This is a genomic window from Streptomyces flaveolus (assembly GCF_000716535.1).
GTDB classification, from domain to species: Bacteria; Actinomycetota; Actinomycetes; order Streptomycetales; family Streptomycetaceae; genus Streptomyces; species Streptomyces flaveolus_A.
Genome location: NZ_JNWV01000065.1, coordinates 1 through 22,844 on the forward strand (window position 1 = coordinate 1; position 22,844 = coordinate 22,844).

Sequence of the window (22,844 nt, forward strand, 5' to 3'; positions counted from 1 at the left end):
GCCTAGTACTGCAATCACAGTTATGGGGTTTGGCCTCGCCGTTTGTAGTGGCTGATGCGAGCGCGGGTCTGACTGAGCCGTCTCCACCATGACCAGCGCAGATGGTATGTCGGAGTGAGGTGTGGTGGGCGGAGGAGCAGTCCGATCAGGCGGCGGATCTCCGCGACGGACAGGGGTATCAGGCGGGTTTGTCCAAGATCGCTGCCCCTTTTGACAGTTCCTGGGCACGGATGGCGGTCAGTGCGGCGAGTGCGGCCATGGACAGGGTGATGTGCCGGTACCAGGCGTCGTAACGGCGGACCTGGTAGTGGTCCAGGCCGCACTCGTTCTTCGCGGCCTGGAAACATTCCTCGACCTGCCACCGAGCCCCGGCCACCCGGGCCAGGTCCCTCAGCCGCGTGCCGACCGGGCCGTAGCACACGTAGTAAGCAATCTCGGTCGGGTTACTGACGCCGCGGCGGGCCAGTACCCAGTGGCCGAAGCCGTTCTCCCACCAGATTCGGATCGGCACCCGGGCCCAGTCGTAGAACCTGTGCCCATGAGCACCGGCTCCTGCCGACACGCGCTTCCATGCCTGCCGCGGCAGGCCGGCCACCAGGGCGTCGACCCGGGCCTCGGCGCCTCGGGTGGTGATGACGGTGTCGTTGACCTTGGTCGCCAGCACATGCGCGACCGCGCGCTGCTCCAGCCAGTACCGCAGCCGCTTGACCTGCCCGTATGCCTCGTCCGCGGTCACCCACGCGAACGGCACCTTCGCGTCCAGTACCCGCTGGAGCATGGCCTGGAAGTGCTCGATCTTCGTGGCGAACGGCACGTCGTCCGGGATGCCGGCCGCCCGGCACCGCTCACGGTCGTCGGTCCAGGACTTCGGCAGATACAACTCCCGGTCGATCAACGCCCGCCCTCGCCGCGAGGCGTAGGCAAGGAAGGTGCCGATCTGGCAGTTCTCGGTGCGGCCGGCCGTTCCGGAGTACTGCCGCTGCACCCCGGCCGAGCGGACTCCCTTCTTCAGGAACCCGGTGTCGTCGCCGATCAGCACCGCGTCCTTGTCACCGATGCTCTCGATGACGAAGTCACGGACGTCGTCGCGGACCCCGTCGGCGTCCCAGTCCGCCTCACCCAGCAGCCGCTGCATCCCAATCGGATGCGCCTCACCAGCGCGTTCTGCCAGCGACCAGCCGTTCTTACGCTCCAGCGGTGCCACCAGCCCGGCCATGTACTCCAACGCCCGGCCCCGCGGCTCCGAGCGGGCAAACCGCGACGCGAACCGCGCGTGTAACCCGGCCAACGCCTCACGCCAGGACTCGACTTGACGCACACCAAGATCCACAGACACCGGGACACTCAATCACACCAAACCTCATAACTGTGATTGCAGTACTAGGGGCCACGGAACTTTCCCGCTCGACAACGATCGGTTGCCGGTGCCTCGCGGCCGGGCGCGCCGGGGAACGGCTGCGCCCTCAGGGCAACCTGTCGGACGAGGAGGGCGGCCGAGACTTGCGTTGTCAGCCGGCCCTCTGTCTCGCCGCCAGGACCGGTGGCCGAGGAAGAACGACAGGATGTCGGTCGCGCGGTCGCACGTCATGCCCTCGACCCGCCCGGCATGATCCCCGCCGACCTGGAGCGTCTGGGGCAGTAGCCCTCCGGCCGCAGGTCGACGCGGACGCGGTCGGCGGGCGAGACCTCGCTTGGATCCTCGGCTGGCCGGCGGCCGCCTGTTCTTGCGCGCTGTAGCGCTGACGCCCGCCACGTCTCCGGTCCAGTAGGACACCCGGCCGGTTCCGGGACGCCGATCGATCGCGCCCGCCGCCACCTTGCACAGCGCGGGGGACGGCCCGTTACTCGGGCAGGACGAGCGGCTTGAAGTGAACCGGTACCCAGTCGTAGCCGGCACCGGCGCGGCGGACGTGGCCGAGCCCGGGGAAGGGCAGATGGGCCGCGGCGACCCACCATCCGTGGGTGGCCACTCGGTCGAGGACGCCGACGCGTGCGGCGACAGCGCCGGCTTCATCACTGTCGATGGCGATCGACACGTGGGGACACGGCAGTTGGACGGTGTGACTGTGGACGGTGTCACCCCAGAAGAGCACCGGCTGGTCGTCTTCACCGAACAGGTAGCCGCTGTGTCCCGCGGTGTGCCCGCGCTGATCGAGGGAGCGTACGCCGGGCAGCGCGTTGAGAGCGTCGAACGCGTCGAGCCGGCCGGCCCTGCGGTAGGGGTCCAGAGCGGACGCCGCGGACTCGTGGATCATCCTCCGAACGCCCTCCGCCCGCGCGAGCTTCTCGTCGAGCCAGTAGTCGACCTCGCCGCGGGCGACATGGACCGTGGCGTGCGGGAAGACAGGCTTGCCGTCGTCGGTGACAAGGCCGCCGCAGTGGTCGGGGTGGAGGTGGGTGACGAGGACATCATCGATGTCGTCGGCCGCGACGCCGGCAGCGGACAGTTCCTCGAGAAGGTGCCCGGTGGAGGGGCCGAGCGTGTTGCCGCTGCCGGCGTCGACGAGGACCCGCCTGCCATCGAGCTCGACGAGGAAGCCGATGACGGCCGTATGGAGATCACCCTCCTCCGGCAGGTACGCCTCGACGAGGCGTCGGCGTATGCCGTCCTGCGGCTCGCCGTGCAGGTCCTCGGCAAGAATGGGCACGTGTCCGTCGTACAGGGCTGTGACCAGAAGGCCGCCGAGGCGGAACCTCTGGAAACCGGGTGCCTGGCGTGGTGACGTGCTGGACATGGGTGTGCTTTCTCCGGATGGGAGTACGTCGGTCGGTGAGGGGGCGGCGCGTGAGGCGGGATCGTCATGACCCTTCTGCCTCCGAGCCGCCAAGGGGCGGGACATGGCACGCGCCGTCCGTCCCGTGCGCGGGAGGAGCGGACGGTCAAGCCGTGGCGATGGCGGTGGCGAGGAACTGTTCGAGGGTGGTCCGGGTGGTGATCGTCCGGCTGGTGCCCATCAGCCGGATGCGGCCCTCCGCCACGTCGAGCGTCATGTCGACGATGCCGTCCGCCACGTGGGCGGTGAACCCTGCCTCGATCAACGTGGCGCGCACGGCCTCGCGGGACCGGGGAACGTACCGGGTGTCGTCCGCTCCGACGGCGGCCCCGATCAGGCGTGTGGCCTCGGCGAGGGTCCGGTAGGCCGGGCCGGCCACCTCGACCGGGCCTGGCACGAAAGCGCGGTCACCGCGCAGGAACTCCGCCGCGACCCGCCCGATGTCCTCGGTGGAGATCATCGGCAGGGGGAGGTCCGGAGGAACGAGACCACCTGTGGTGCCGGTGGCCTTGATGGAGGCGATGTCGGTCCGCAGGTTCTCCATGAACGAACCCGCCCGCAGGTGGACCGCCGGTACACCGGTGGCGTCGATCGCCTCCTCCAGCCGCTTCAGCCCCCAGACCGGCCCGCGCGCCTCCGGGTAGTTCGCCGCCCAGCCGCTCAGGGTCACCACGCGTCGCAGGGAACCGTGCCGGTACGCCTCCTGCACGGCCTGCGCCTGCGCCGCGATCAGAGCCCGCTGGTAGGCCTGGAAGTCCGTGCTGGTCGGAAGGATGCCCGGTGCCAGCATGACGAACGCGCCAGTGGCGCCGTGCAGGACCGCGGACAGCCGGTCGGCGTCGTCGAGGGGGCTGACGTGTGTCCGGGCGCCGCGCTCGGCGTAGGGCCGAAGCCGCTCGAGATCGCGGCCCACGGCCACGACTGCCGACCCGCTGTCCAGCAGGGCCCGCACGACGGCGGACCCGGTGTCGCTGGTGGCGGCGGTGACGACGAAGAGATCCTTCTCGGCCGCGGCGTGACGCGCGGGGGTGCTTGCGGAGGTGCTGCCGGAGGCGCTTGCTGAGGTGTTCGCGGAGGGATGCGTTTCGTTCATGGCCCCACCGTCCGACACGGCCGGGCGGCCAACCAGACCATGCCATGGACACCCAGGGAGCGGCTGCGGCTGCGCCTGACCGCGCCGGAAACCCCGGGCGTGGGGGACCACGGCATGGACAGGCACCGGGGCGGACCGGTTTGCGACACTCGAGGCATGAGCAGCACCTGGTCATCGTCCATGGAGCTCGGGGCGTTCCTGCGCAGCCGGCGGGCGGCCCTCACCCCCGAGGAGACGGGCGTGCCGTCGTGCGGACAGCGCCGCGTACCCGGCCTGCGGCGCGAGGAACTGGCCCATCTCGCGGGCATCAGCGTGACCTACTACACCCGCCTGGAGCGGGGCGAGAGCCACCAGGTCTCGGACTCGGTCCTGGATGCGCTGGCGAGGGTCCTGAAGCTGACCCCCGACGAGCGTGCCTACCTGGTCAGGCTGGCCCGGCCCGGCAGGATCGGCAACCGGCTGGGAGAGCCCGAACAACTGCGCCCCGCGGTCCAGGCCCTCGTCGAGGCCGCGGGCAGTCAGGCGGCGATCATCGTCGGCCGGCGCGCCGATCTCCTGGGTGGCAACCGGCTCGGTTACGCCCTGTGGAACCTGCCCGCACCACAGGACACCTCCGGTGAGTCCCGGCCGAACATCGCCCGGATCACGTTTCTCGACCCATCCGCCCGCGATCTCTTCCCGGACTGGGAAGCGCAGGCGAGAGACCTCACCGCCTACCTGCGCCACGCGGCGGCCCACCACCCGGACGATCAGGAACTGCATGCCCTGATAGGCGAGTTGAGCGTGCGCAGTCCGGACTTCGTGCGGATCTGGTCCGAGCACCCGGTCAGCGACTGCCTGCCCTCGCAACGCGAATACCGCCATCCGCAGGTCGGCAGCATGACGCTCAACGAGGAAGTGGTCCGGCTGACCGACGATCCCGGGGTACGCATCATCTTCAGCGGCGCGCAGGAGGGCACCCCGTCCGCGGAGCGGCTCCGCCTGCTGGCCACCCTGAGCTGATGGACGGGCGAACTCCCTGGCTCCGCCCCGTTCCGCGCCCGCTCAAGGTTGCGAGGCATTCGGGTCAGAGTAGCCTGGAGTTGATCGACGCCACCCGGTTCTGGAGGTAGGCGATGTTGATCCGATTTCTGCGGCGCCGTATGCCGCGCGGCCTTGTCCTTCTCGGCGGCGGCCGTCTGATCAGGGGTTTCAGCGGCGGCGACTACGACGGTCACGGGTATCAGTCCTGACACCCTGCACCGGGGCATGGGAGGTCGTGCGGTGACACAGGACCCCGACGCCCTGGTGGCCATGACACGGATCCTCTCACCACACTGCCGCGTCACCAGGCTTCCCGGAGGGGCGCTCATCGCCGACTGGAAGCGGACGCGCTTTCTCGGGATGGCGGCGGCGGACGTCGAGAAGTTCGCCGACGAAAGCTCAGAGGAACGCGCGGAACTCGTCACCGGTCTCGTCCGAGCCGGATGCTCGGCGGGTCGTCGGCGGTCGGACACGGACGCCGAGGTGGGACTCTGGCTGCGCAGTGGGCACCTGTTGATCCGGACGCTCGGCTTCGGACGGGTCCTTCGGCTCCTGCCCTTGGCCGCCCCTCAGTACGCCCGAACGGACACCCCTTCCGCCGCGGACGTCGCACGGCTGAAACGAGCGGTTCAAGCGGTCGGCCGGAGAAGCTGGTTGGTCAACGGCGACTGCAAGACCGAGGCCGTCACTGCCTTCGTCCTGCTACGGCGGCGCGGCTTCAAGGCGGTACTGCATGTGGGTGTGCGCGAGCACCCGTTCGCCATGCACGCCTGGACGTCTGCGGCCGGCCTGTGCATCCCGGACGCCGATCCGCGAGGCCATGCCTTCACCCCGGTCCTCTCGATCGGCTGTTGAGGGCGTCGGCATGGAAGCGCTCCGAGTCGAGTTCGACGGGAACGTGCCCGAACTCCTGACGGCCGGGGGCATGGTCCGGCAGGGACTCGTGACGACGGTTTCGTCGCCAGTCGGCACAGCGGTGGTCGTCGGCTGGGTCGGTTCCGTCCACGACCGCCTGGCGGGCACACGTGCTCTCCTCACCGCCTTCGCCCGGTCTGGAACCCAACCTCCGCTGCCCACCGGCGACTTCGCGGCCGTCCTGGTGTACCAGGACCGCGTCCTGCTGATGCGGGACGAGCAGGCGCGCATCCCGTTGTTCTTCAGGGAGTCCGACGGCCGGGTGAGCGCGGTGAGTACCTCGGCGCGCAGCCTGGGCAGCGCCACCGAGCTGGAACCCGGCTACTTCTGCCGGTATCTGACCGGGAACATGGCACAACCGCACACGGAACCGACCCCGTTCGCCGGGGTGCACCGGATCCTCGGCGGCGAGGTGGTGGAGCTCTCCGTCAGCGGGCGGATGCGTGGCCGGCGGCTGAGCCGGACCGGGCGCACCGACGATTCGCCGGCACCGCCGGCAGACGGATCCGGTCCCGGGCAACGGCTTCGCCACGCTCTGGAGCACGCTGTCGGGCGCCGCCTCGGCCGGACGATCGCCTGCCATGTCTCCGGCGGCACCGACTCCACCAGCGTCGCGTTGCTCACGGCCCGTCTGCTCGCCGCGGGGCAGGAGGGCAGTACCGGGGACCTGATCCTGCTCGCCGGGCGCTACGGCGGGGGAGAGCTGGCCGCGGAACGGCCGTACCTGGAGGAGGCGGTGGAGGCGGTCCGTGAACAGGCGCCCGGCGCCCGCCCGGTGATCGTCGACGCCGACGACGTGGCAGACTTCGACGACTTCCTGCACCACGCCGGGGACTCGGACGAGCCGCACGCCCACGCCTTCCGTGCCCCCTTCTGGAGCAGGCTGCACACCGTCGCGGCCGAGCTGGGCTGCGACACCCTCCTGACCGGATGCGGAGCCGATCCGGTCGTGGACGCCAACCCGTTTCATCTGCACCGGCTGGCCCGTTCCGGACGGCTCCGGGAGATGACGAGTCAGGCCCGGGCCCGGGCCACGGCGGGCGAACAGGGAGTGCGCGACATCGTCCGCACCCACGTCCTCCGGCCGACGTTGCCACTGACAGCCGAACGGATCAACAGGCTCGTCCACCGAGGAACCATCCTCGGGGGCCTCGGCCACTTCACCCGCCCGCCATGGCTGAGACGCGGATTCGCACGGGCTCACGGCTACCGCGCGGCCTGCCTCACGGAGAGCCGGTTCCTGTTCGGGCGCGAGCCGGAACGGTCGCTCTACGACGCGGCGAACTATCTCGCCGCGCCCGACCCGCTGTCCTGGCGCTGCGCACCGCAGCACGGATTCTTCCTCTCGCACCCCTTCCTCGACCCGGAGGTCATCGCCACGATGCGCAGCCTCCCCGCCGAAGCCACGTTCCGCCCGGGCTCTCCGAAGACGGTTCTGCGTGAGGCTATGGCGGACATGCTCCCGCCCCGGATACGCGACCGGACGGACAAGGTCCCCTTCAACGAGCCCTACGTCCATGGTCTGCGGTCACACGGCGATGACCTCATCGACCTGTGCCGCTCCGCACGGCATCCGCTCATCGCGGAGATGTTGAACGTCGAGACACTCTGCCGGGCGGTACGGGAGGCTCAGCTCGGCACGGGGGATTCCGCCTCCTGGGACCGTATGAACGGCTCGCTCGCCCTGGTGGTGTGGCTCGAGGGACTGCTGGACGAGCGTCCGGGTGTGCCCGGTGCGGCTGTGCCGGTCAGTGTTGGTTCTTGATGTCCCACAGGGGCCGCTCGACAGGGCCCGTTTCCACCAGGCGGACGCCGTACCGGCCTTCCACCGATTCCTGGGACTCGTCCTTGCCGTTTTCCGTGCTGATGGTTTCCAGAATATTGACGCCGTGAGCCCCGAACCGCCAGTAGACGGTCATGTACCGGGGCTCCCTGGTCCTTTCGTCAATCACGTTGTTCTCATGAATCCGGCTTTTGTAGACGATGGAGTCAAAATCTTTCTTATTCAACCACTGGGGTACCTGGGCGCCACGCCAGCTGTACCCGTCGATGTGCAGGTTCTCCAGGCGAGCGCGGTCCTTGCGAGTGAGGTGCGCGCTGGCATAGAACGCCAGCTGATCGTACTGGGTGTCCACGGGAAGTTGCACGACTACTCGGGAGGAGAACGTATCGCTGGCGTAGACCCACCGCCCCCAGGGCATCCAGGGCTGCGCCGACACCAACTCGCCGGGCTGGTGCATCTCCCTTCGGGAGACCGGGTTGACTTCCTGGAAGTTCGCCCATTGTTCGGAATCGGATCGCCATTGTTGACGGAGCCGGTCGTGTGAGCTGAGCGGCACCCGTTCCGCCATGGCGTGAAATTCGGTGCCCAGAACGTAGAAGGCCGCCTCACTTCGGTTCTCGATCGTGATGTCCACCGGCAGGGAAAAGGCCTTGCGATCCGGATTCGTCATCGGCTTTCCCACGGTCAACCGGATGACGGGCCTGACTTCGCGTTGGGACGGCTGGTACAGGTTCTGGTAGCCGAAATTCGCCACCGCGATGACCGTGGTGACGACCAGTGTCGCGGCCACCCGTTTCGGAGCGGGAATCACGACCGATGTGCGGCACACCGCGAGGACAGCCCATGCCGAGCCTGCCGTGAGGGCGCTGAACAGCGCCTTGAACAGCGCGGAATCGCCGTCCTTCAGAATCTCGGCCAGGATGAGGAGGTTGCTCAGCGCGGCCGCGAAGGCGCCGATCAGCGCCACCAGCCCGGAGTAGTCGAACCTGTGCGACAGCCAGTGGTCCGCGGCCGCGAAAGCGCCCAGCAGCGTGGTGAAGGCCACCGCGATGAGCACGGCACCGGTGATACGGCCGGCGAAGGTCAGCGCCCCGACGAAGTCCGCAATGCCGAACCAGCCCAACAGCCCGGTCGTCGCGAGGAGAACCAGCAGGATCAACGTCAGCGAGACCCTCGACGGTCTGGCTTTCGCCTTCGCCAGCGTCCGTTGCGCCCTCTGCCGCGAGCTGGCGGGCGAGTTGCCGTACATTCTCACCAGACCACCGCCGGTAAGATTCCCCCGGTTCCGAACCGGCCTGTGTCAACGCTTTCCACGCGGTGCCTCCTTCACAGACCCGCAGCGAACCACCAGATCTGCCACCAGGGACGCGTACTCATCCTCCGTGGTGATCGATCCGCTCGCCATCCGCGTGCCTCCGGATGGGGAGCCGCGACCAGGCGGCCCTGTCGTGTACGGCAAGGCAGTGCGGGCCCGCTCGCCGGTCAGAGTCGGACGACGATCAGCGCGATGTCGTCGCGGCCGCCGCTCGAGACGCCGAGGCGTGCCAGGACGGTGTCGGCGAGTTGTTCGGTCCCCAGGCGGCCGCATTCGCTGAGCACGTCGGTCAGGCGTCCGAGCCCGGCGTAGATGTCCTCGCCGCGGCGCTCGATCAGTCCGTCGGTGTACAGGACGAGGGTGTCGCCGGGTCTGTAGGGCAGGCTGGCCTGTGGGCGGGGGACGTGCTGGGGGCGGGCGCCGAGAGGTGGGTCGGTGGCCTGGTCGAGCAGTTCGCAGTCGCCGTCGGGGTGGAGGAGTAACGGCGGCGGGTGGCCGGCGTTGCTGTAGGTGATCAGGCGGCTGCGGGTGTCGGCGAGTGTCTGGACGGCGGTGGTGCCCAGGGCGTCCTCGATGGACCGGGCGTACAGGCCGAGGACCTCCAGAGCCTGGGCAGGGCGTTCCAGGGCCCGGGTGGCCGCGGACAGGGCACTGCGGAGCATGCCCATGACCGCTGCGGCCTGGAGGCCGTGGCCGATGACATCGCCGACAGCGAGGGCGAGCCGGTCGGGTGGGATGTCGACGACGTCGTACCAGTCGCCGCACACATTCAGGGAGCCGGTGGCGGGCAGGTAGCGCACCGTCACATCGTGTGGGTGCTGAGCCAGGTCAGGGGCGTGCAGCATGGCTTCCTGCAGGGCGAGGGCGACCTCCCGTTCGCGCGTGTGGGCCTGGCGCAGTTCCTCGTTCAGCCGCTGCAACTCCCGCGCCCGTGCGTACAATTCGGCCTCCAGCGCCTCGGTTTCCTCCAGGTACTGGCCCACCCGGACATCGGCGGGCCGCGCGGCGCGGTGGGCTTTGACGAACGCGGTGACGTCCTCGACCCGGTGGATGATGTAGGCCACCTGCCCGTCCGGGCCCAGGACGGGAGTGTTCACCGGGGACCACCACCGTTCCTCGAAGACGCCTGGCCGGCCCATGACGGGGATGTCGTACTTCTGCAGGCCCATCGTGTCGGGCCGGCTGGTGGCCAGGACCCGGTGCAGGGAAGCGCCGAGGTTGCGGACCCCGTCGGCATCCGGGTCGGCGGGATTGTCGGGGAACGCGGTGAAGATGTGCAGGCCGAGCAGGTCCTCGCGGGTGCGTTCGGTGGCCTCCAGATAGGCCTGGTTCACATCGACGATGACCAGGTCCGGGCCGAGTACCAGGTACGGGCTCGGTGTGGCGGCGAACAGTGCCGCGTGATCAACCCGCGATGCCATCGGTGGCACTCCCTTCCGGCCCCAACAGCCCTCACCCTCAACTTACGGGTCGCCCTCCGTCCGCGCCCGCCGTCCCCACCGCAGGGCCGCGCGGACGGTTCAGCCCCAAGTGCCGAGGTCAGCCACCCCCACCACCGCCCCCACCTCAGCAGCGCCGCACGCCGACGCATCGAGGCCACCCTGGCCGGCGCCTGGGCATGACGTCCAAGCCGTCGGCGTCGGCCGACCCGGCGATGACGGGGGGGACCAGGCGGTGCGACCACCGCGCCCGGGTTCTAAGCTGCGGTCATGACCGAGATCCAGACACCGACGCCCCGTGACGCCTTCGAGCTGCTGTTGACCGGTAACCAGCGCTTCGTCGCCGGCACCCCCGAGCACCCCAACCAGGACGCCACCCGCCGCGCCGAGATCGCGCCGTCCCAGCAGCCCTTCGCCGTGCTGTTCGGGTGTTCGGACTCCCGGCTGGCCGCCGAGATCATCTTCGACCGCGGCCTGGGCGACCTGTTCGTGGTGCGGACCGCCGGACACGTGGTGGGTCCGGAGGTGCTGGGCAGCATCGAGTACGGCGTGGACGTGCTGGGCTGCCCGCTGGTCGTGGTGCTCGGTCACGACTCGTGCGGCGCGGTCGGCGCGGCGTGTGCCGCCCTGGAGGACGGGATGACACCGGCCGGGTACGTACGGGACGTCGTCGAGCGGGTGACCCCCAGCGTGCTGGCGGCGCGGGCCGCCGGACGGGTCGAGCCGGACGAGATTCTCGCCGAGCACATAAGGCACACCGTCGACCTGCTGCTCGACCGTTCCCGGGTGCTCGCCGAGAAGGTCGCCGCCGGTCAGGCCGCCGTCGTGGGCCTGTGCTACCGCCTGGCCGACGGCAGTGCGCAGGTCGTCGCCTCTCACGGCATCGATACGTCGGTCCCGGCCGCGTCCTGACCGCGCCGGCCGCGGCTGCGTCCGATGGCTCGCGGAGCCGACCAGGTGCCCGGCACCGCCCGCGCCGACCTGGTGCGCGGGCGGTGGGCTGCGAGGTGCGAGATGTCGGGGGAGGGGCGACGGCCCTCGCCGGCGACCGGAGGCAGGGGCACACCCGTCCGGCGACTGGCCGGTTGCCGCGGGACGGCGCGCCGGGATGAGCGGTATCAGCCGACGGTGAGCTGGAAGTAGGCAGTCTCCCGGTAGCCGGCGTCGGGTACGGCCACCTCGACGGTGACCGGGATACCCGCCCGGGTCGGCTTGACGTGGACGGGTACGGTGCGCTTGTCGCCCTCGGCGAGCGGTGGCACCAGGTCGGAGGCGGCTGCCTGGCGATTCAGCCAGTCCAGGTCGTAGTCGGTGACGTAGTCGTCGAGGCTTTCGCCGGGACGTACGACCAGCGGTGCCGGGCCGATCTCGGAGACGCTGTCTTCGAGCGACGTGCCACCCGGGAGTACTTCGGCGTCGGTACCGTTCTCATAGGTCACGAAGAAGGCGTGGGTGCCGTTGCCCTTGGCGATCGGCGGGCTCACGGTGACCTTCAAGCCGTCTTCGAACTGGGCCGTCTCGCCGGGACCGAGGGGATCGGCCACTGTTCCCGAGCGGCCCGCCTGTTCCATCTGTCCGTACCCGTCCAGGCCCTTCTCCAGGTCTTCCAACGCGTAGGCGCCGTACGCCACCAAGGCGGCGATGATGATCGCCGCGAGCGCGCAGCCGGTGAGCCACCGTGTACTGCCTGTAGCCACGGTGTCGGTGGAGGGCGAGTCCATGTCCATGACGGCACGATAGAAGCCGGCCGACAGACGATCACGAGTCGGCGTACTCAGGAAAGCTAGGTACGTGTCCCCACGTCCCCGGTTCCACACCGCGTGCTCGCTCGGCCCGGCCCCGGCCGAACGCCGTGCCGTTCACCGACCCGTCAGGCTTCGAAGCGTCGCCGGGCGGCCCGCAGTCTGCGGCTCTGGACGTCCCTGAGTAACTGGTCGAGACGAAGCCACCGCGGTCCTGGACTGAGCGTGACGAGCGCCGCGTCCACCCCTGGCGGCACGTCACGCCGCACTCCGCCACCGCGGGGCGAGCCGGGCCCGTCGGCGTGAGCGCCGGACGGGACGACTGGCGCTCCGCGGCCCGGAACAAGCGCGCGCCCGCCGTGCCGTGCGCGCCGCGCCGGCTCCGGAACACGCGCGCGTTTCGTGCAGTGCGGCGCGCGCATTGTGCAGGACGACGCGCCGCCCTCCTCCGCACACTCGGTGCTCCAAGCGATCGACGCACACCGGATGGCACGCGGAGGCAGAACTCAATGCGGACGTTCATCTACACATCCCGTCCCTCGCGGGTCGTCTTCGGACGCGGCACGGTGGACCGGCTCCGCGAGGAGGTCGAGCGGCTCGGCTGCTCCCGTGTCCTGCTGCTGTCCAGCCGCCCCCTGGCCCAGACCGCCGCGCGGGTACGCGAGGCGCTCGGAGACCTCGTGGTCGCGGAGTTCGACGGCGCCGCCATGCACACCCCGGTCGAGGTGACCGAGCAGGCGCTCGATGTGCTCACGGACGCCTCGGCCGACGCGATCGTGGCCGTCGGCGGCGGCTCGACGACCGGCCTGTCCAAGGCGCTGGCCCTGCGCACGGACCTGCCCCAGGTGATCCTGCCGACCACCTACGCCGGTTCCGAGGTGACCCCGGTGCTCGGCGAGACCCGCGACGGGCGCAAGGTCACCCAGTCGTCCCCGGCGATCCTGCCCGAGACCGTCGTCTACGACGTCGACTTCACCCTCACGCTGCCGCTGCCCATGACGGTGACGAGCGGCGTCAACGCCCTCGCGCACGCCGTCGAGGCCCTCTACTCGGCCGACGCCAACCCGGTGACGGACCGGCAGGCCCTCGACGCGATCGCGGGCATCGCATCGGCACTGCCCCGGCTGGCCGCCGACCCGGCCGACCCGGAGGCCCGGGCCGACCTGCTGCACGCCGCCTGGCTCGCCGGGACCTGCCTCGCCACGGTCGGCATGAGCCTGCACCACAAGCTGTGCCACACCCTCGGCGGCAGCTTCGGCCTGCCGCACGCCGAGACCCACACCGTCGTACTGCCGCACGCCATGGCCTACAACGCACCCGCCGTCCCCGAGGTGATGCGCCGCATCGCCGACGCGCTCGGCGTGCCCGACGCACCGAGCGGCGTGTACGACCTGATCGTCTCCCTGGGCGGCCCCACCTCGCTGCGCGACCTCGGCATGGCGGAGTCCGACCTGGCCCGCGCGGCCGAGCTGGCCTCCTCGACGCCGTACCCCAACCCGCGCGAACTGACCACCGAGGGCATCGGCGAGCTGCTGACCGGCGCCTGGCAGGGACGCCGCCCCGAGGGCCCGCCCTCGACGGAGGCGAAGCTGGCCCGGCTCACCGAGGAGGTGGTGGCCAGCTTCGCGCACACCCCCGACCCCCGGGTCCGTACGCTGATGACCGACCTCGTCAGGCACCTGCACACCTTCGTCGCGGCCAACGACGTCACCGACGCCGAATGGCAGTACGCCATCGACTTCCTCACCCGTACCGGACAGATCTGCAGCCCGACACGGCAGGAGTTCGTGCTGCTGTCCGACACCCTCGGCGTCTCCAGCGCCGTGGACCTGCTCACCAACTCCCGCACGCCCGACACCACTCCGTCCGCGGTGCTCGGCCCCTTCTACGTGGAGGGCCCGCCCGAGACCGCGCTCGGCGGCGACATCTCCGGCGGCCTGCACGGCACCCCGCTGTGGGTGGACGTACGGGTCACGGACAGCGACGGCGAGCCGGTCAAGGACGCGGTGGTGGACGTGTGGCAGTCCAACGAGGACGGCTTCTACGACGTCCAACTCCCCGATCTGGAGGGGCCGGTGCTGCGCGGACGGCTGCGCAGCGACACCCAGGGCCGGATCACCTTCTGGTCCATCCTGCCCTCGCACTACCCGATTCCCGACGACGGCCCGGTCGGACAGATGCTCGACGCGGTCGGACGCCATCCCTACCGGGCACCCCACCTCCACTTCATGTTCGACGCGCCCGGCCACCGCCGGCTCGTCACACAGCTGTTCGTTGCCGGCGGAGCGTACCTGGACGGCGACACCGTCTTCGGCGTCAAGGACGAACTCGTCGTCGACTTCACACCGCAGTCCGGCCCCACCCCCGACGGCCGTTCGGTCGACGGCCAGTGGTGCCGGCTCGACTACACCTTCCGTCTCGCCCCGCAGGCCGGATGACCGAGGAGCGCCCATCCATGACGACCACCGACCCGCTCGACGCGTACGACACCGACGTCCTCGTCGTCGGCAGCGGCCCCGCGGGCGGCTCCGCCGCCCTCCTGCTGGCCACCTACGGCATCCGCACCCTGCTGGTGACGAAGTACGGGTGGCTCGCCAACACCCCGCGCGCGCACATCACCAACCAGCGCACCATGGAGGTCCTGCGCGACCTCGGCGTCGAGTCGGAGGCGCTGGCCCTCGGCAGCCCCTCCCACCTGATGGGGGACACCGTGCTGTGCACGGCGCTCACGGGCGACGAGATCGGCCGCATCCGCAGCTGGGGCACAGGCCCCGCGACGGCCACCGAGTACTCCGCCAAGAGCCCCTGCGAGATGATCGACCTGCCGCAGACCTATCTGGAGCCGATCCTGGTCGACAACGCGGCGGCCCGCGGTGCCAAGGTCCGCTTCGACACCGAGTTCCTCAGCTTCGAACAGGACGAGGCCGGGGTCACCGCCCGCCTGCGCGACCGGGTCCGAGGTGACGAGTTCACGGTGCGGGCCCGCTACCTGATCGGCGCCGACGGCGGGCGCAGCGCCGTCGCCGAGCAGCTCGGCCTGCCCTTCGCCGGCCGCATGGCCAAGGCCGGCAGCATGAACATCGTCTTCAAGGCCGACCTGACCCGGTACTGCGCCCACCGTCCGAGCGTCCTGTACTGGGTGCTGCAGCCCGGCGCGGACACCGGGGGCATCGGCATGGGCCTCGTCCGCATGGTCCGCCCGTGGAACGAGTGGCTGCTGGTGTGGGGTTACGACATAGAGCAGCCGCCGCCGAGTGTCGACGAGGAGGCCGCCCGGAAGATCGTGCGCGACCTCATCGGCGATCCCGACCTCCCGGTGGAGATCACGTCGACCTCGCTGTGGACCGTCAACCACGCCTACGCCGAGGAGTATTCGTCCGGCAGGGTCTTCTGCGCCGGCGACGCCGTGCACCGTCATCCGCCGTCCAACGGACTGGGCTCCAACACCTCCGTCCAGGACGCGTACAACCTCGCCTGGAAACTCGCGATGGTGATCCGCGGCGAGGCGGGGCCCGCGCTGCTCGACAGCTACACGGCCGAACGCGCCCCGGTGGGGCGGCAGATCGTCGAGCGGGCCAACCTCAGCCGTGACCAGTTCGGGCCGATCTTCGACGTACTCGGCGTCGGCGGCGGCAGCGACGCGGAGGCCATCGCCGAAGGGATCGCGGCGATACGGGAGCGGACACCCGAGGGCGCCAAGAAGAGACGCCGGCTCGAAGAGGCGATCCAGCTGAAGAACTACGAGTTCAACGCGCACGGCGTGGAGATGAACCAGCGGTACGTCTCCACCGCGGTGCTCCCCGACGACAGCCCGGCCGAAGTGTGGGCGGGCGACCGCGAGTTGGTGCACCAGCCGACGACCCGTCCGGGCGCCAAGCTGCCGCACGCCTGGCTGGTCGACGCACAGGGCGAGCGCGTGTCCACGCTGGACGTCGTCGGCCACGGCGTCTTCACCGTGCTGACCGGTCTGTCCGGCGGTGTCTGGGAGACCGCCGCGCGCACCTGCGGCGACGCCCTCGGCGTACCGCTGCGCGTCGTGCGCGTCGGTGACGACGACTGCCGTGACGCCTACGGCGAATGGAGCCGCGTCAGCGAGATCGCCGAGGACGGTGTGCTGCTGGTGCGCCCGGACGGACACGTCGCCTGGCGCCGGGCCACCGCCGCGGAGACCGACGAGGCGGCGCGGGAGGAACTCCTCGGCGCGCTCCGCCACGTCCTGGCGCGTTAGGGAGGACGCGATGGACAAGCTCGTGGCCACGGCCGGTGAGGCCCTGGCGGACGTGACCGACGGACAGTCGTTCGCCGTGGGAGGCCTCGGACTGAGCGGTGTCCCGGAGGTCCTCATCGACGCCCTGTACGCGACCGGGGCGGGACCCGGCCTCGCGGTCGCGTCGAACAACTGCGGGGTCGACGGCCGGGGTCTCGGCGTCCTCCTGGCGGCGGGCCGCATCGGCCGGGTCACGGGCTCGTACATCGGTGACAACAAGGAGTTCGCCCGTCAGTACCTCGCCGGTGAACTGGAGGTCGAACTCACCCCGCAGGGCACCCTCGCCGAGCGGCTGCGGGCGGGAGGCAGCGGCATCCCCGCCTTCTACACCCCGGCCGGAGTCGGCACGCAGGTCGCCGAGGGCGGGCTGCCGGTGCGATGGACCTCGTCCACGGGGTCCGCCGGGTCGTCGTACTGATGGAGCACACGGCGAAGGACGGCACCTCCAAGATCGTGGAGGAGTGCACCCTGCCGCTCACGGGCCGCGGCTGCGTGGACCGGATCATCACGAACCTGTGCGTGCTCGACGTCACCCCGCACGGACTGGCCCTCGTGGAGACCGCCCCGGGTGTGACGGTGGACGAGGTCGCCGCCGTGACACCCCTGACCGTGCCCCCGCCCCAGGCGCCTTGACCTCCCACCTGCCGCCCTGACCATCCCCGTCGTCCCACCAGGAGCCCTCCATGATCGAGCGACCGCGTGACGTGTACGTCGTGGACGCCGTCCGCACCCCCTTCGGACGCTACGGCGGCGCACTGTCGGGCGTACGCCCCGACGACCTGGCCGCCGGTGTGCTGCGCGCCCTTCTGGACCGCAGCCCCGACCTGGACCCGGCGCGCATCGACGACGTACTGCTCGGCAACGCCAATGGCGCGGGCGAGGAGAACCGCGACGTGGCCCGCATGGCCGTACTGCTCGCCGGCCTCCCCGTCAGCGTGCCCGGCGCCACCGTCAACCGGCTGTGCGGATCCGGCATGGAAGCCGTCGTCCAGGCGGCCCGCGCCGTCGCCCTCGGTGACGCCTCCGTCGTGGTGGCGGGCGGCGTCGAGTCCATGAGCCGCGCACCCTGGGTGCTGCCCAAACCGGACCGGGCCTTTCCCGCGAAGGACCAGCAGCTGTACTCGACGACGCTCGGCTGGCGGCTGGTCAACCCGCGGATGCCGCAGGAGTGGACCATCCCGCTGGGCGAGAGCGCCGAGCTGGTCGGCGCCAAGTACGCCGTCACCCGCGAGGCGCAGGACGCGTTCGCGCTCGCCAGCCACCGCAACGCCGCGCGCGCCTGGCGCGAGGGCCTCTACGACGGAGAGGTCGTCCAGATCGAGGACGTCAGCCTGCCGCGCGACGAGAACATCCGCGACGACACCTCCCTGGAGGCCCTCGCCAAGCTGAAGCCGGCGTTCCGCACGGACGGCACCATCACCGCCGGCAACGCCTCGCCGCTCAACGACGGGGCGGCCGCGCTGCTGCTCGCCGACGAGGAGGGGCTCGCGGCGATCGGACGCGAGCCGCTGGCGCGGGTCCGGGCGGCGGCGGTGACCGGCATCGAGCCGCAGTACTTCGGGCTCGGGCCGGTCGACGCGATCCGCAAGGTGCTCACCAAGGCGGACCGCGCCCCCCGCGACCTGCACACCGTCGAACTCAACGAGGCCTACGCGGCCCAGGCACTGGCCTGCCTCGCCGCCCTGCCCGAGCTCGACCCGGCCGTCGTCAACCCGCGCGGCGGCGCCATCGCCATCGGTCACCCGCTGGGCGCGTCGGGGGCGCGCATCACGGGAGCGGTCGCGCACCAGCTCGCCGCGGCGGGCTCGGGCACGGGGCTGGCCGCGCTGTGCATCGGGGTGGGCCAGGCACTGGCGCTGGTACTGGAACGCTGATCGCGGCCACCGCGTTCGGCCTGAGCGGCGAAGGGTGGCGGCTGTGCTGCGTTCGGCGTGAGTGGCGTAGTGAGGCGGGAGTGGTGCCGTGGTCAGCCCGAGCGGCGCAGGGCGGCAGGGGTGGTGCCGAGCCGGGCGCGCATCACCCGGGTGAGGTGCTCCTGGTGGGAGAACCCGCAGGCGACGGCCACCTCGGCGATCGGGTCGGTACCGGTGCGCAGCAGCCGGCACGCCCGCTCCAGACGCAGCGCGAGCAGGAACTGGTGCGGCGACTGTCCCGTGCTGGCCCGGAACCGCCGGGTGAACTGGCTGGGGCTCAGCGAGGCCGCGTCGGCCAGGTCCGCGATCGGCAGCGGTTCGGCCAGCCGCTCCTCCATGAGCGCGCGGACGGCGGCGAGCCGGCGGGCGGACAGTCCGGACCGGCTCTGCGCCGGAGCGGCCTCGCGGACGCCGTGCCGACGGGCGAGCTGTGCGGCGAGCATCCCGGTGAGGTGGTCGGTGTAGGTACGGGCCGACGGCTCCCACGAGCGCACCGCGCCCGCCAGCGCGAGCAGGAGCTGCTCGGCCAGGGGATCGCTGGCGCCGAGTTCCTCGGAGAGCTCCACAGGCCGTCCGTCGTTCGCCTCGCACAGCGCCTCGTCGGTGAGGTAGGCGTGGACCGTGTCGAGCGTGCCACCGAGTTCGACGGCGAGAGTACGGCCGGCCGGCTGGAGGAAGAGCCCACCGGCCGGGATCGTCCGCGACCGTGCGGCCGCCCCCTGTCCCCGGCGCACGGTGACGGGGCCGCTCAGGTGCAGGATCAGCAGGTGCGTGGGCGCCGGATCGAAAGCGGCACGATAGGGCTGCTCCACCTGCGTGGACAGGTACAGCCGCTCCCACCCGAGCCCGGCGCTGCTGTGCCGTGTCCGCACGCCGGGCTGCCGCAGGATGCCGACGGTGTCGGCCAGACCCAGCTCCGCCATGGTGCGACCTCCTCGTGGCACCGAATGTAGTTGAAGTGTAAACCGTAGCGGCGGGAGCGGAAGGCGTCCCGCCCTGATTCCGGCCGCGTCCGCCGCGAGAAGCAGGGTGACGCGGCGGTTACCGTCGGTGGTGATCCACGGGGACCGGCGAAACGACGGGGGAAGGGGTCAACCGGCTGCCCGGCCGACACCGGGACCGGGAGGACGGCACGCCGCCGACTCCGACGCGACCGGCTTCCCGCTCACTCGGACGGAAACCGGCTCCGGCACATGATCGCTCGGCGCCGCCCCGGGGACGGCCGCTGCCGCGGTCGTGGGAGGCGTCGGCAGCGGACTGCGAGCGTGAACGGTCCCTCCCGGAGCGCGGCCGACCCAGGGACACCTCATGGCCAGCTGGTCCAGGCACCGGCTGCCGCTCAGCCCAGGTAGAGGGCAGTCAGACGCGGCAGTCGGCGAGCCATCTCGTCCGAGTCGTCGAAGTCGAAGGCCCAGGCAGGGTCCGGCTGCGGGTAGCGGATGCTGAACGCGTCTGCGGGAAGCTGATCACCCGTCGCCGCGAGGTGCGCGTTCCGGGCGATGCCCAGTACGTCCTCACCCTCCAGGACAACGCCGTCGGCCGCGGAGGCCTGTACGACGGGCAGTTCCGCGAGGGCATCGGGATCAGCGACGACGCGCTCGAAGACCTCGCGCCCCTGAGCGACGAGCCAGCCGCGGAAGTAGTCGAAGCCGTCGTCCGAGCAGCCGCCGTTGATGACGTAAGCCGCGGCCCACAGAGGGTTGGTGTAGGACTCGGCCATCAGGTCCCAGAACGCCTGCTGAGCGGCGACGATCTCCTCGGCGGGCCGGGCGGCCAGCAGCAAGGTCGCCTCATGAGCGACGGTTTCGCTTTCATGGGGGTCGATCACCTGGTCGCGGGCCGCCGCGATGAGCTCCCAGAACTGCTGCTTGTCCATGGCGCAGAGCATGCCACCCGGCAGTGACAGCGCAGCAGTTACCGACGGCCGGAGATCACGCACCCTAAGCCGACCCAGGAGGGCGAGTATCTGCTTGCCGCGCGCGTCCGGGATGAACACGTGCCCGCCGCCCCGCCCGCAGGGCGGCTCGGCGGGCACGGCGGACGGTCCTGCGTCCGGACGGGCGCCTGCGCGCTCAGGCGTCGCTCGTGGCGGCGTCGGCCCGCTGTGCCTCCGGTTCGTCCACGGCGGGCGGCGGGGTGAGTGCGAGGACGGCCTGCGGCGCCGGACGGTCACGGCGCACGTCCGCCACGATCAGGGCCACCACGGCCGCCGAGCCCGCCAACTCCAGGAAGGACTGCACGGTGTTGAGCGGGGAGCCCAGCAGGTCGGCCGTCCCGGTGAGGCCCCACAGCTTGGTGAAGGCGATCGGCATCATGAACAGGGCGAGCCCGACGGAGAATCCGGTCGCACTGGGCCGGCGCTTGGCGGCGAGCACCATGCCCACTCCGCACAGAACGGTCAGACAGGCCCACTGCCACGGTGACGAGACTCCGAGCACCGCGCGGCCGATTCCCCTGCCGACGAGGAGATCCGCCAGCGTTTTGGGTCCCACCTGCACAGCCGTCAGGATGTTGCGGCAGATGTAGAAGACGTTCAGCACCGCGAGAAGGGTGCACGAGGCCGAAGCGGTGATCTTCACCGGGCGGATGCCACCGGAGCGGCTCTCCTCCTCCGCGGCGGCTTCACGCTCCAGCCCGCGCACACGGTACAGGAGGCCCCCCAGAGCGACGGCGACCAGGATCGCGAGGGCGCAACTGAAGCCGACCGCGGTGAGTGAGGGACCTTCCAGGCCGCCGAACCAGGGGTCGGACTCGGAGTCGAGCAGCATGTACCAGACGACCGGCGCCCGGAAGACCACGGTCGTGACGCACGCGGTCACCAGCAGTCCGCCGGCGCCCCGGACCCGCAGCAGCAACCCGCAGACGGCGCCGAGTTGGAGCGCCGCCAGGCCGAGGTCCAGCGCGGTCGTCGCCGAGAGCCCGGGGACCGGGCCGTTCGTCCACGCGGTCCACATGAGCGGCAAGCCGCGGTCGGCGATGTCGTACACGAGCCAGAACGCCGTCTGTACGAAGAGCAGCACGCTCAAGGGGCCCACGGCGAGCCGCGCTTGCTTGATCGACACTTCTGGACGGTTCATGGCTCTCCTCGAGCTGCATGGCGAGGTCGTGACGTGCGGTCGGCGACGCGGCGGGAGTCCGGCAGTCCGAGGAGAGGCCCCTCGGCCCGCATCGGAGCGGTGCAGACGCACGCGTGCATCCATACAAGGGGAGACCGCGGCGATGCGTCTCAACGACCGGTTCGGAAGGGGCACTTGGGGCGCTCGGTTCGGGCGGCGTGCGGGGGACGTGGATCATTGCCCGTCGGCGTCGAGGCGTGATCCTAGCACGACAGTTGAAGATTGAACCTAATTGATCCAGTGCGTCAACTGAGAACCAGGCTCCTGGCGTTGGCCGGCCACAGGAGGGACGTGACGGCATGCGCCCAGGCGACGTTCTGCCGGGTCAGGCGTCCCAGGCACGAGGGCGGCTCAGCTCTTCCCACTCAGGGCGGAGCAGCGAGAACACGGCGAGGTCATGGCGGCGGCCGCGGTGGAGGCAGGCGGCGCGACTGATCCCTTCCTGGGTGAAGCCGGACTTGGCGAGGACGGCGCGCGCTGGGGCGTTGTCGGTGTGGGTTCTCGCCGTGAGCCGATACATCGGGAGCTCACCGAAGGCCAGGTCCACCACGGCGTCGAGGGCGGCGGTGCCGTGGCCGTGCCCGCGATGCTGTGCAGCGAGCATCAGCTCGATCTCGGCAGTGCCGTCGACAACGTTCTGGCTGGTCAGTGCAACGTAGCCGACAGGGGTGCCGCCGGGGAGGAGGACGAGGAAGTCGTCGCGATCGTCATCCTCGATGTCGCGCTCGATGCGCTCGCGTACGGCGGTGAGTGAGCGTGGCCAGATACCTATTTGGTGGGCGGCTACAGGGTCGGATCGCCAGCGGTGCATCAGCTCGGCGTCGTCAATGTCGAGTGCTGCGAGGCCGAGGGACTTGGCCCGCCAGGAAAGCTCCCTCTCGGCCTCCGCGTCCTGCTCGTCGCCGGCGATCCTGATCTCTTCATTCATGGGCGGATGCTATGGGCGGCTTCAGGCCACGACCAACGGGTTTCTCCACTGAGCAACGCGAGCGCGTCGGCGTGCCGGGGCATCGACGGGCCCAGCCGTGGATGGCAGCCAGGTGGAGTCCAGCCTGAGACGCGAGGGCAAGCTTGTCGGTTCGCAGTGGCCATACCGCTCCACTGCTTGAGCCGGGCGATGCACCGCTCAACCTTGTTGCGCTCCTCGTGTGTCTCGGCGTCGAAGCGAGGCGGACGGGCCGCCGGCGCCGCCTCGGCGTAAGCGGCGGCCGACCTGGTCCGCGTGCTGCGGAATTGACGACCCGATACCTCGGTGCCGGACATCCCCGGGGACGGAGCGGGAGGAGTAGGCGCGACCCGCGCGGACAACCGCGGGCCGGGTTCTTGGTCTGCCGACCCGCGGCGCGGAATCCGGATTCCGGCCTTGACCCTCTCGCAGGCCGGAGCGTCGCCGGCCTGGTACCCCCATGAGTTCCCAGTGGCCGTCCAACACCCTCCGATCAACCGGCCAGCCCGTCAAAGAGG

Annotated in this window: 17 protein-coding genes and 2 pseudogenes; 8 read left to right on the forward strand and 11 right to left on the reverse strand. The window is 70.7% G+C overall.

The genetic code is table 11. The features are described from left to right. Window positions 1-178: 178 nt before the first annotated feature. From OO52_RS42835 to OO52_RS42845, 3 genes are all read right to left on the reverse strand, one after another. A complete protein-coding gene (locus OO52_RS42835) occupies window positions 179-1,318 on the reverse strand; it encodes an IS701 family transposase (RefSeq protein ID WP_167347966.1) in 1,140 nt (379 codons plus the stop codon). Window positions 1,319-1,841: 523 nt separating this feature from the next. Then, window positions 1,842-2,735, reverse strand: coding sequence for an MBL fold metallo-hydrolase (locus OO52_RS42840; protein ID WP_051819065.1), 894 nt, complete (start codon window positions 2,733-2,735; stop codon window positions 1,842-1,844). A 145-nt stretch (window positions 2,736-2,880) separates the two neighbouring features. Next, complete coding sequence (locus OO52_RS42845) at window positions 2,881-3,867, reverse strand: NmrA family NAD(P)-binding protein (RefSeq protein ID WP_030658016.1); 987 nt, start codon at window positions 3,865-3,867, stop codon at window positions 2,881-2,883. Between the two features lie 156 nt (window positions 3,868-4,023). On the opposite strand from OO52_RS42845, the gene OO52_RS42850 reads away from it, so the two are divergent. From OO52_RS42850 to OO52_RS42860, 3 genes are all read left to right on the forward strand, one after another. Next, window positions 4,024-4,869: a helix-turn-helix transcriptional regulator gene (locus OO52_RS42850; RefSeq protein WP_030658014.1), complete on the forward strand. Its 846-nt coding sequence runs from the start codon at window positions 4,024-4,026 to the stop codon at window positions 4,867-4,869. A 261-nt stretch (window positions 4,870-5,130) separates the two neighbouring features. Beyond that, window positions 5,131-5,745 carry a lasso peptide biosynthesis B2 protein gene (locus tag OO52_RS50445; protein ID WP_234339973.1) on the forward strand — a complete coding sequence of 205 codons (615 nt, stop codon included), beginning with the start codon at window positions 5,131-5,133 and terminating at the stop codon, window positions 5,743-5,745. Between the two features lie 10 nt (window positions 5,746-5,755). After that, window positions 5,756-7,570, forward strand: a complete 1,815-nt coding sequence (locus OO52_RS42860) for an asparagine synthase-related protein (RefSeq protein WP_030658008.1) — start codon at window positions 5,756-5,758, stop codon at window positions 7,568-7,570. On the opposite strand, the gene OO52_RS42865 is transcribed toward OO52_RS42860, so the two are convergent. After that, the gene (locus tag OO52_RS42865; protein WP_234339974.1) at window positions 7,554-8,837 is read right to left on the reverse strand and encodes a hypothetical protein; all 1,284 of its coding nucleotides are present in this window, start codon (window positions 8,835-8,837) and stop codon (window positions 7,554-7,556) included. The two genes, OO52_RS42860 and OO52_RS42865, sit on opposite strands and share 17 nt — an antisense overlap. 233 nt (window positions 8,838-9,070) lie before the next feature. After that, window positions 9,071-10,324, reverse strand: a complete 1,254-nt coding sequence (locus OO52_RS42870; RefSeq protein WP_030658004.1) for a PP2C family protein-serine/threonine phosphatase — start codon at window positions 10,322-10,324, stop codon at window positions 9,071-9,073. A gap of 288 nt (window positions 10,325-10,612) precedes the next feature. Here OO52_RS42870 and OO52_RS42875 point away from each other — a divergent pair, with 288 nt between their 5' ends. Then, complete coding sequence (locus OO52_RS42875; RefSeq protein ID WP_030658002.1) at window positions 10,613-11,254, forward strand: carbonic anhydrase; 642 nt, start codon at window positions 10,613-10,615, stop codon at window positions 11,252-11,254. Between the two features lie 206 nt (window positions 11,255-11,460). Here the strand turns inward: OO52_RS42875 and OO52_RS42880 are convergent, their stop codons facing one another. Beyond that, on the reverse strand, window positions 11,461-12,069 hold the full coding sequence (locus tag OO52_RS42880; RefSeq protein ID WP_030657998.1) for a hypothetical protein: 609 nt from the start codon (window positions 12,067-12,069) through the stop codon (window positions 11,461-11,463). Between the two features lie 524 nt (window positions 12,070-12,593). Between OO52_RS42880 and OO52_RS42885 the strand changes: the two genes are divergently transcribed. From OO52_RS42885 to OO52_RS42905, 4 genes and pseudogenes are all read left to right on the forward strand, one after another. Further along, complete coding sequence (locus OO52_RS42885) at window positions 12,594-14,522, forward strand: maleylacetate reductase and hydroxyquinol 1,2-dioxygenase domain-containing protein (RefSeq protein ID WP_030657996.1); 1,929 nt, start codon at window positions 12,594-12,596, stop codon at window positions 14,520-14,522. A 17-nt stretch (window positions 14,523-14,539) separates the two neighbouring features. After that, entirely contained in the window at window positions 14,540-16,312 is a 1,773-nt protein-coding gene (locus OO52_RS42890) for an FAD-dependent oxidoreductase (protein WP_030657994.1), read from the forward strand. Between the two features lie 10 nt (window positions 16,313-16,322). After that, window positions 16,323-16,984: pseudogene (locus OO52_RS53625) on the forward strand (CoA-transferase). Window positions 16,985-17,034: 50 nt separating this feature from the next. Next, window positions 17,035-18,225, forward strand: coding sequence for a thiolase family protein (locus OO52_RS42905; RefSeq protein WP_030657988.1), 1,191 nt, complete (start codon window positions 17,035-17,037; stop codon window positions 18,223-18,225). Between the two features lie 92 nt (window positions 18,226-18,317). Here the strand turns inward: OO52_RS42905 and OO52_RS42910 are convergent, their stop codons facing one another. The 5 genes and pseudogenes from OO52_RS42910 to OO52_RS53630 form a co-directional block, all read right to left on the reverse strand. Continuing rightward, a complete protein-coding gene (locus OO52_RS42910; RefSeq protein WP_030657986.1) occupies window positions 18,318-19,187 on the reverse strand; it encodes a helix-turn-helix domain-containing protein in 870 nt (289 codons plus the stop codon). 416 nt (window positions 19,188-19,603) lie between these two features. Then, entirely contained in the window at window positions 19,604-20,140 is a 537-nt protein-coding gene (locus OO52_RS42915; RefSeq protein ID WP_030657984.1) for a DUF4240 domain-containing protein, read from the reverse strand. Between the two features lie 196 nt (window positions 20,141-20,336). Then, a complete protein-coding gene (locus OO52_RS42920) occupies window positions 20,337-21,341 on the reverse strand; it encodes a hypothetical protein (RefSeq protein WP_158712641.1) in 1,005 nt (334 codons plus the stop codon). A 364-nt stretch (window positions 21,342-21,705) separates the two neighbouring features. After that, window positions 21,706-22,308: a GNAT family N-acetyltransferase gene (locus tag OO52_RS42925; RefSeq protein ID WP_030657981.1), complete on the reverse strand. Its 603-nt coding sequence runs from the start codon at window positions 22,306-22,308 to the stop codon at window positions 21,706-21,708. Then, window positions 22,301-22,819: pseudogene (locus OO52_RS53630) on the reverse strand (hypothetical protein); the annotation flags it as partial. The gene OO52_RS42925 and the pseudogene OO52_RS53630, both read right to left, overlap by 8 nt. Window positions 22,820-22,844 lie beyond the last annotated feature (25 nt).

Excerpts from the sequence above, each read along its gene's own strand:
- OO52_RS42860 (WP_030658008.1), top strand. The coding sequence starts at position 5,756 with ATGGAAGCGCTCCGAGTCGAGTTCGACGGGAACGTGCCCGAACTCCTG.
- OO52_RS42890 (WP_030657994.1), top strand. The coding sequence starts at position 14,540 with ATGACGACCACCGACCCGCTCGACGCGTACGACACCGACGTCCTCGTC.
- OO52_RS42875 (WP_030658002.1), top strand. The coding sequence starts at position 10,613 with ATGACCGAGATCCAGACACCGACGCCCCGTGACGCCTTCGAGCTGCTG.
- OO52_RS42870 (WP_030658004.1), bottom strand. The coding sequence starts at position 10,324 with ATGGCATCGCGGGTTGATCACGCGGCACTGTTCGCCGCCACACCGAGC.
- OO52_RS42905 (WP_030657988.1), top strand. The coding sequence starts at position 17,035 with ATGATCGAGCGACCGCGTGACGTGTACGTCGTGGACGCCGTCCGCACC.
- OO52_RS42865 (WP_234339974.1), bottom strand. The coding sequence starts at position 8,837 with ATGTACGGCAACTCGCCCGCCAGCTCGCGGCAGAGGGCGCAACGGACG.
- OO52_RS42915 (WP_030657984.1), bottom strand. The coding sequence starts at position 20,140 with ATGGACAAGCAGCAGTTCTGGGAGCTCATCGCGGCGGCCCGCGACCAG.
- OO52_RS42850 (WP_030658014.1), top strand. The coding sequence starts at position 4,024 with ATGAGCAGCACCTGGTCATCGTCCATGGAGCTCGGGGCGTTCCTGCGC.
- OO52_RS42885 (WP_030657996.1), top strand. The coding sequence starts at position 12,594 with ATGCGGACGTTCATCTACACATCCCGTCCCTCGCGGGTCGTCTTCGGA.
- OO52_RS42920 (WP_158712641.1), bottom strand. The coding sequence starts at position 21,341 with ATGAACCGTCCAGAAGTGTCGATCAAGCAAGCGCGGCTCGCCGTGGGC.
- OO52_RS42925 (WP_030657981.1), bottom strand. The coding sequence starts at position 22,308 with ATGAATGAAGAGATCAGGATCGCCGGCGACGAGCAGGACGCGGAGGCC.
- OO52_RS42845 (WP_030658016.1), bottom strand. The coding sequence starts at position 3,867 with ATGAACGAAACGCATCCCTCCGCGAACACCTCAGCAAGCGCCTCCGGC.
- OO52_RS42840 (WP_051819065.1), bottom strand. The coding sequence starts at position 2,735 with ATGTCCAGCACGTCACCACGCCAGGCACCCGGTTTCCAGAGGTTCCGC.
- OO52_RS42910 (WP_030657986.1), bottom strand. The coding sequence starts at position 19,187 with ATGGCGGAGCTGGGTCTGGCCGACACCGTCGGCATCCTGCGGCAGCCC.
- OO52_RS42880 (WP_030657998.1), bottom strand. The coding sequence starts at position 12,069 with ATGGACATGGACTCGCCCTCCACCGACACCGTGGCTACAGGCAGTACA.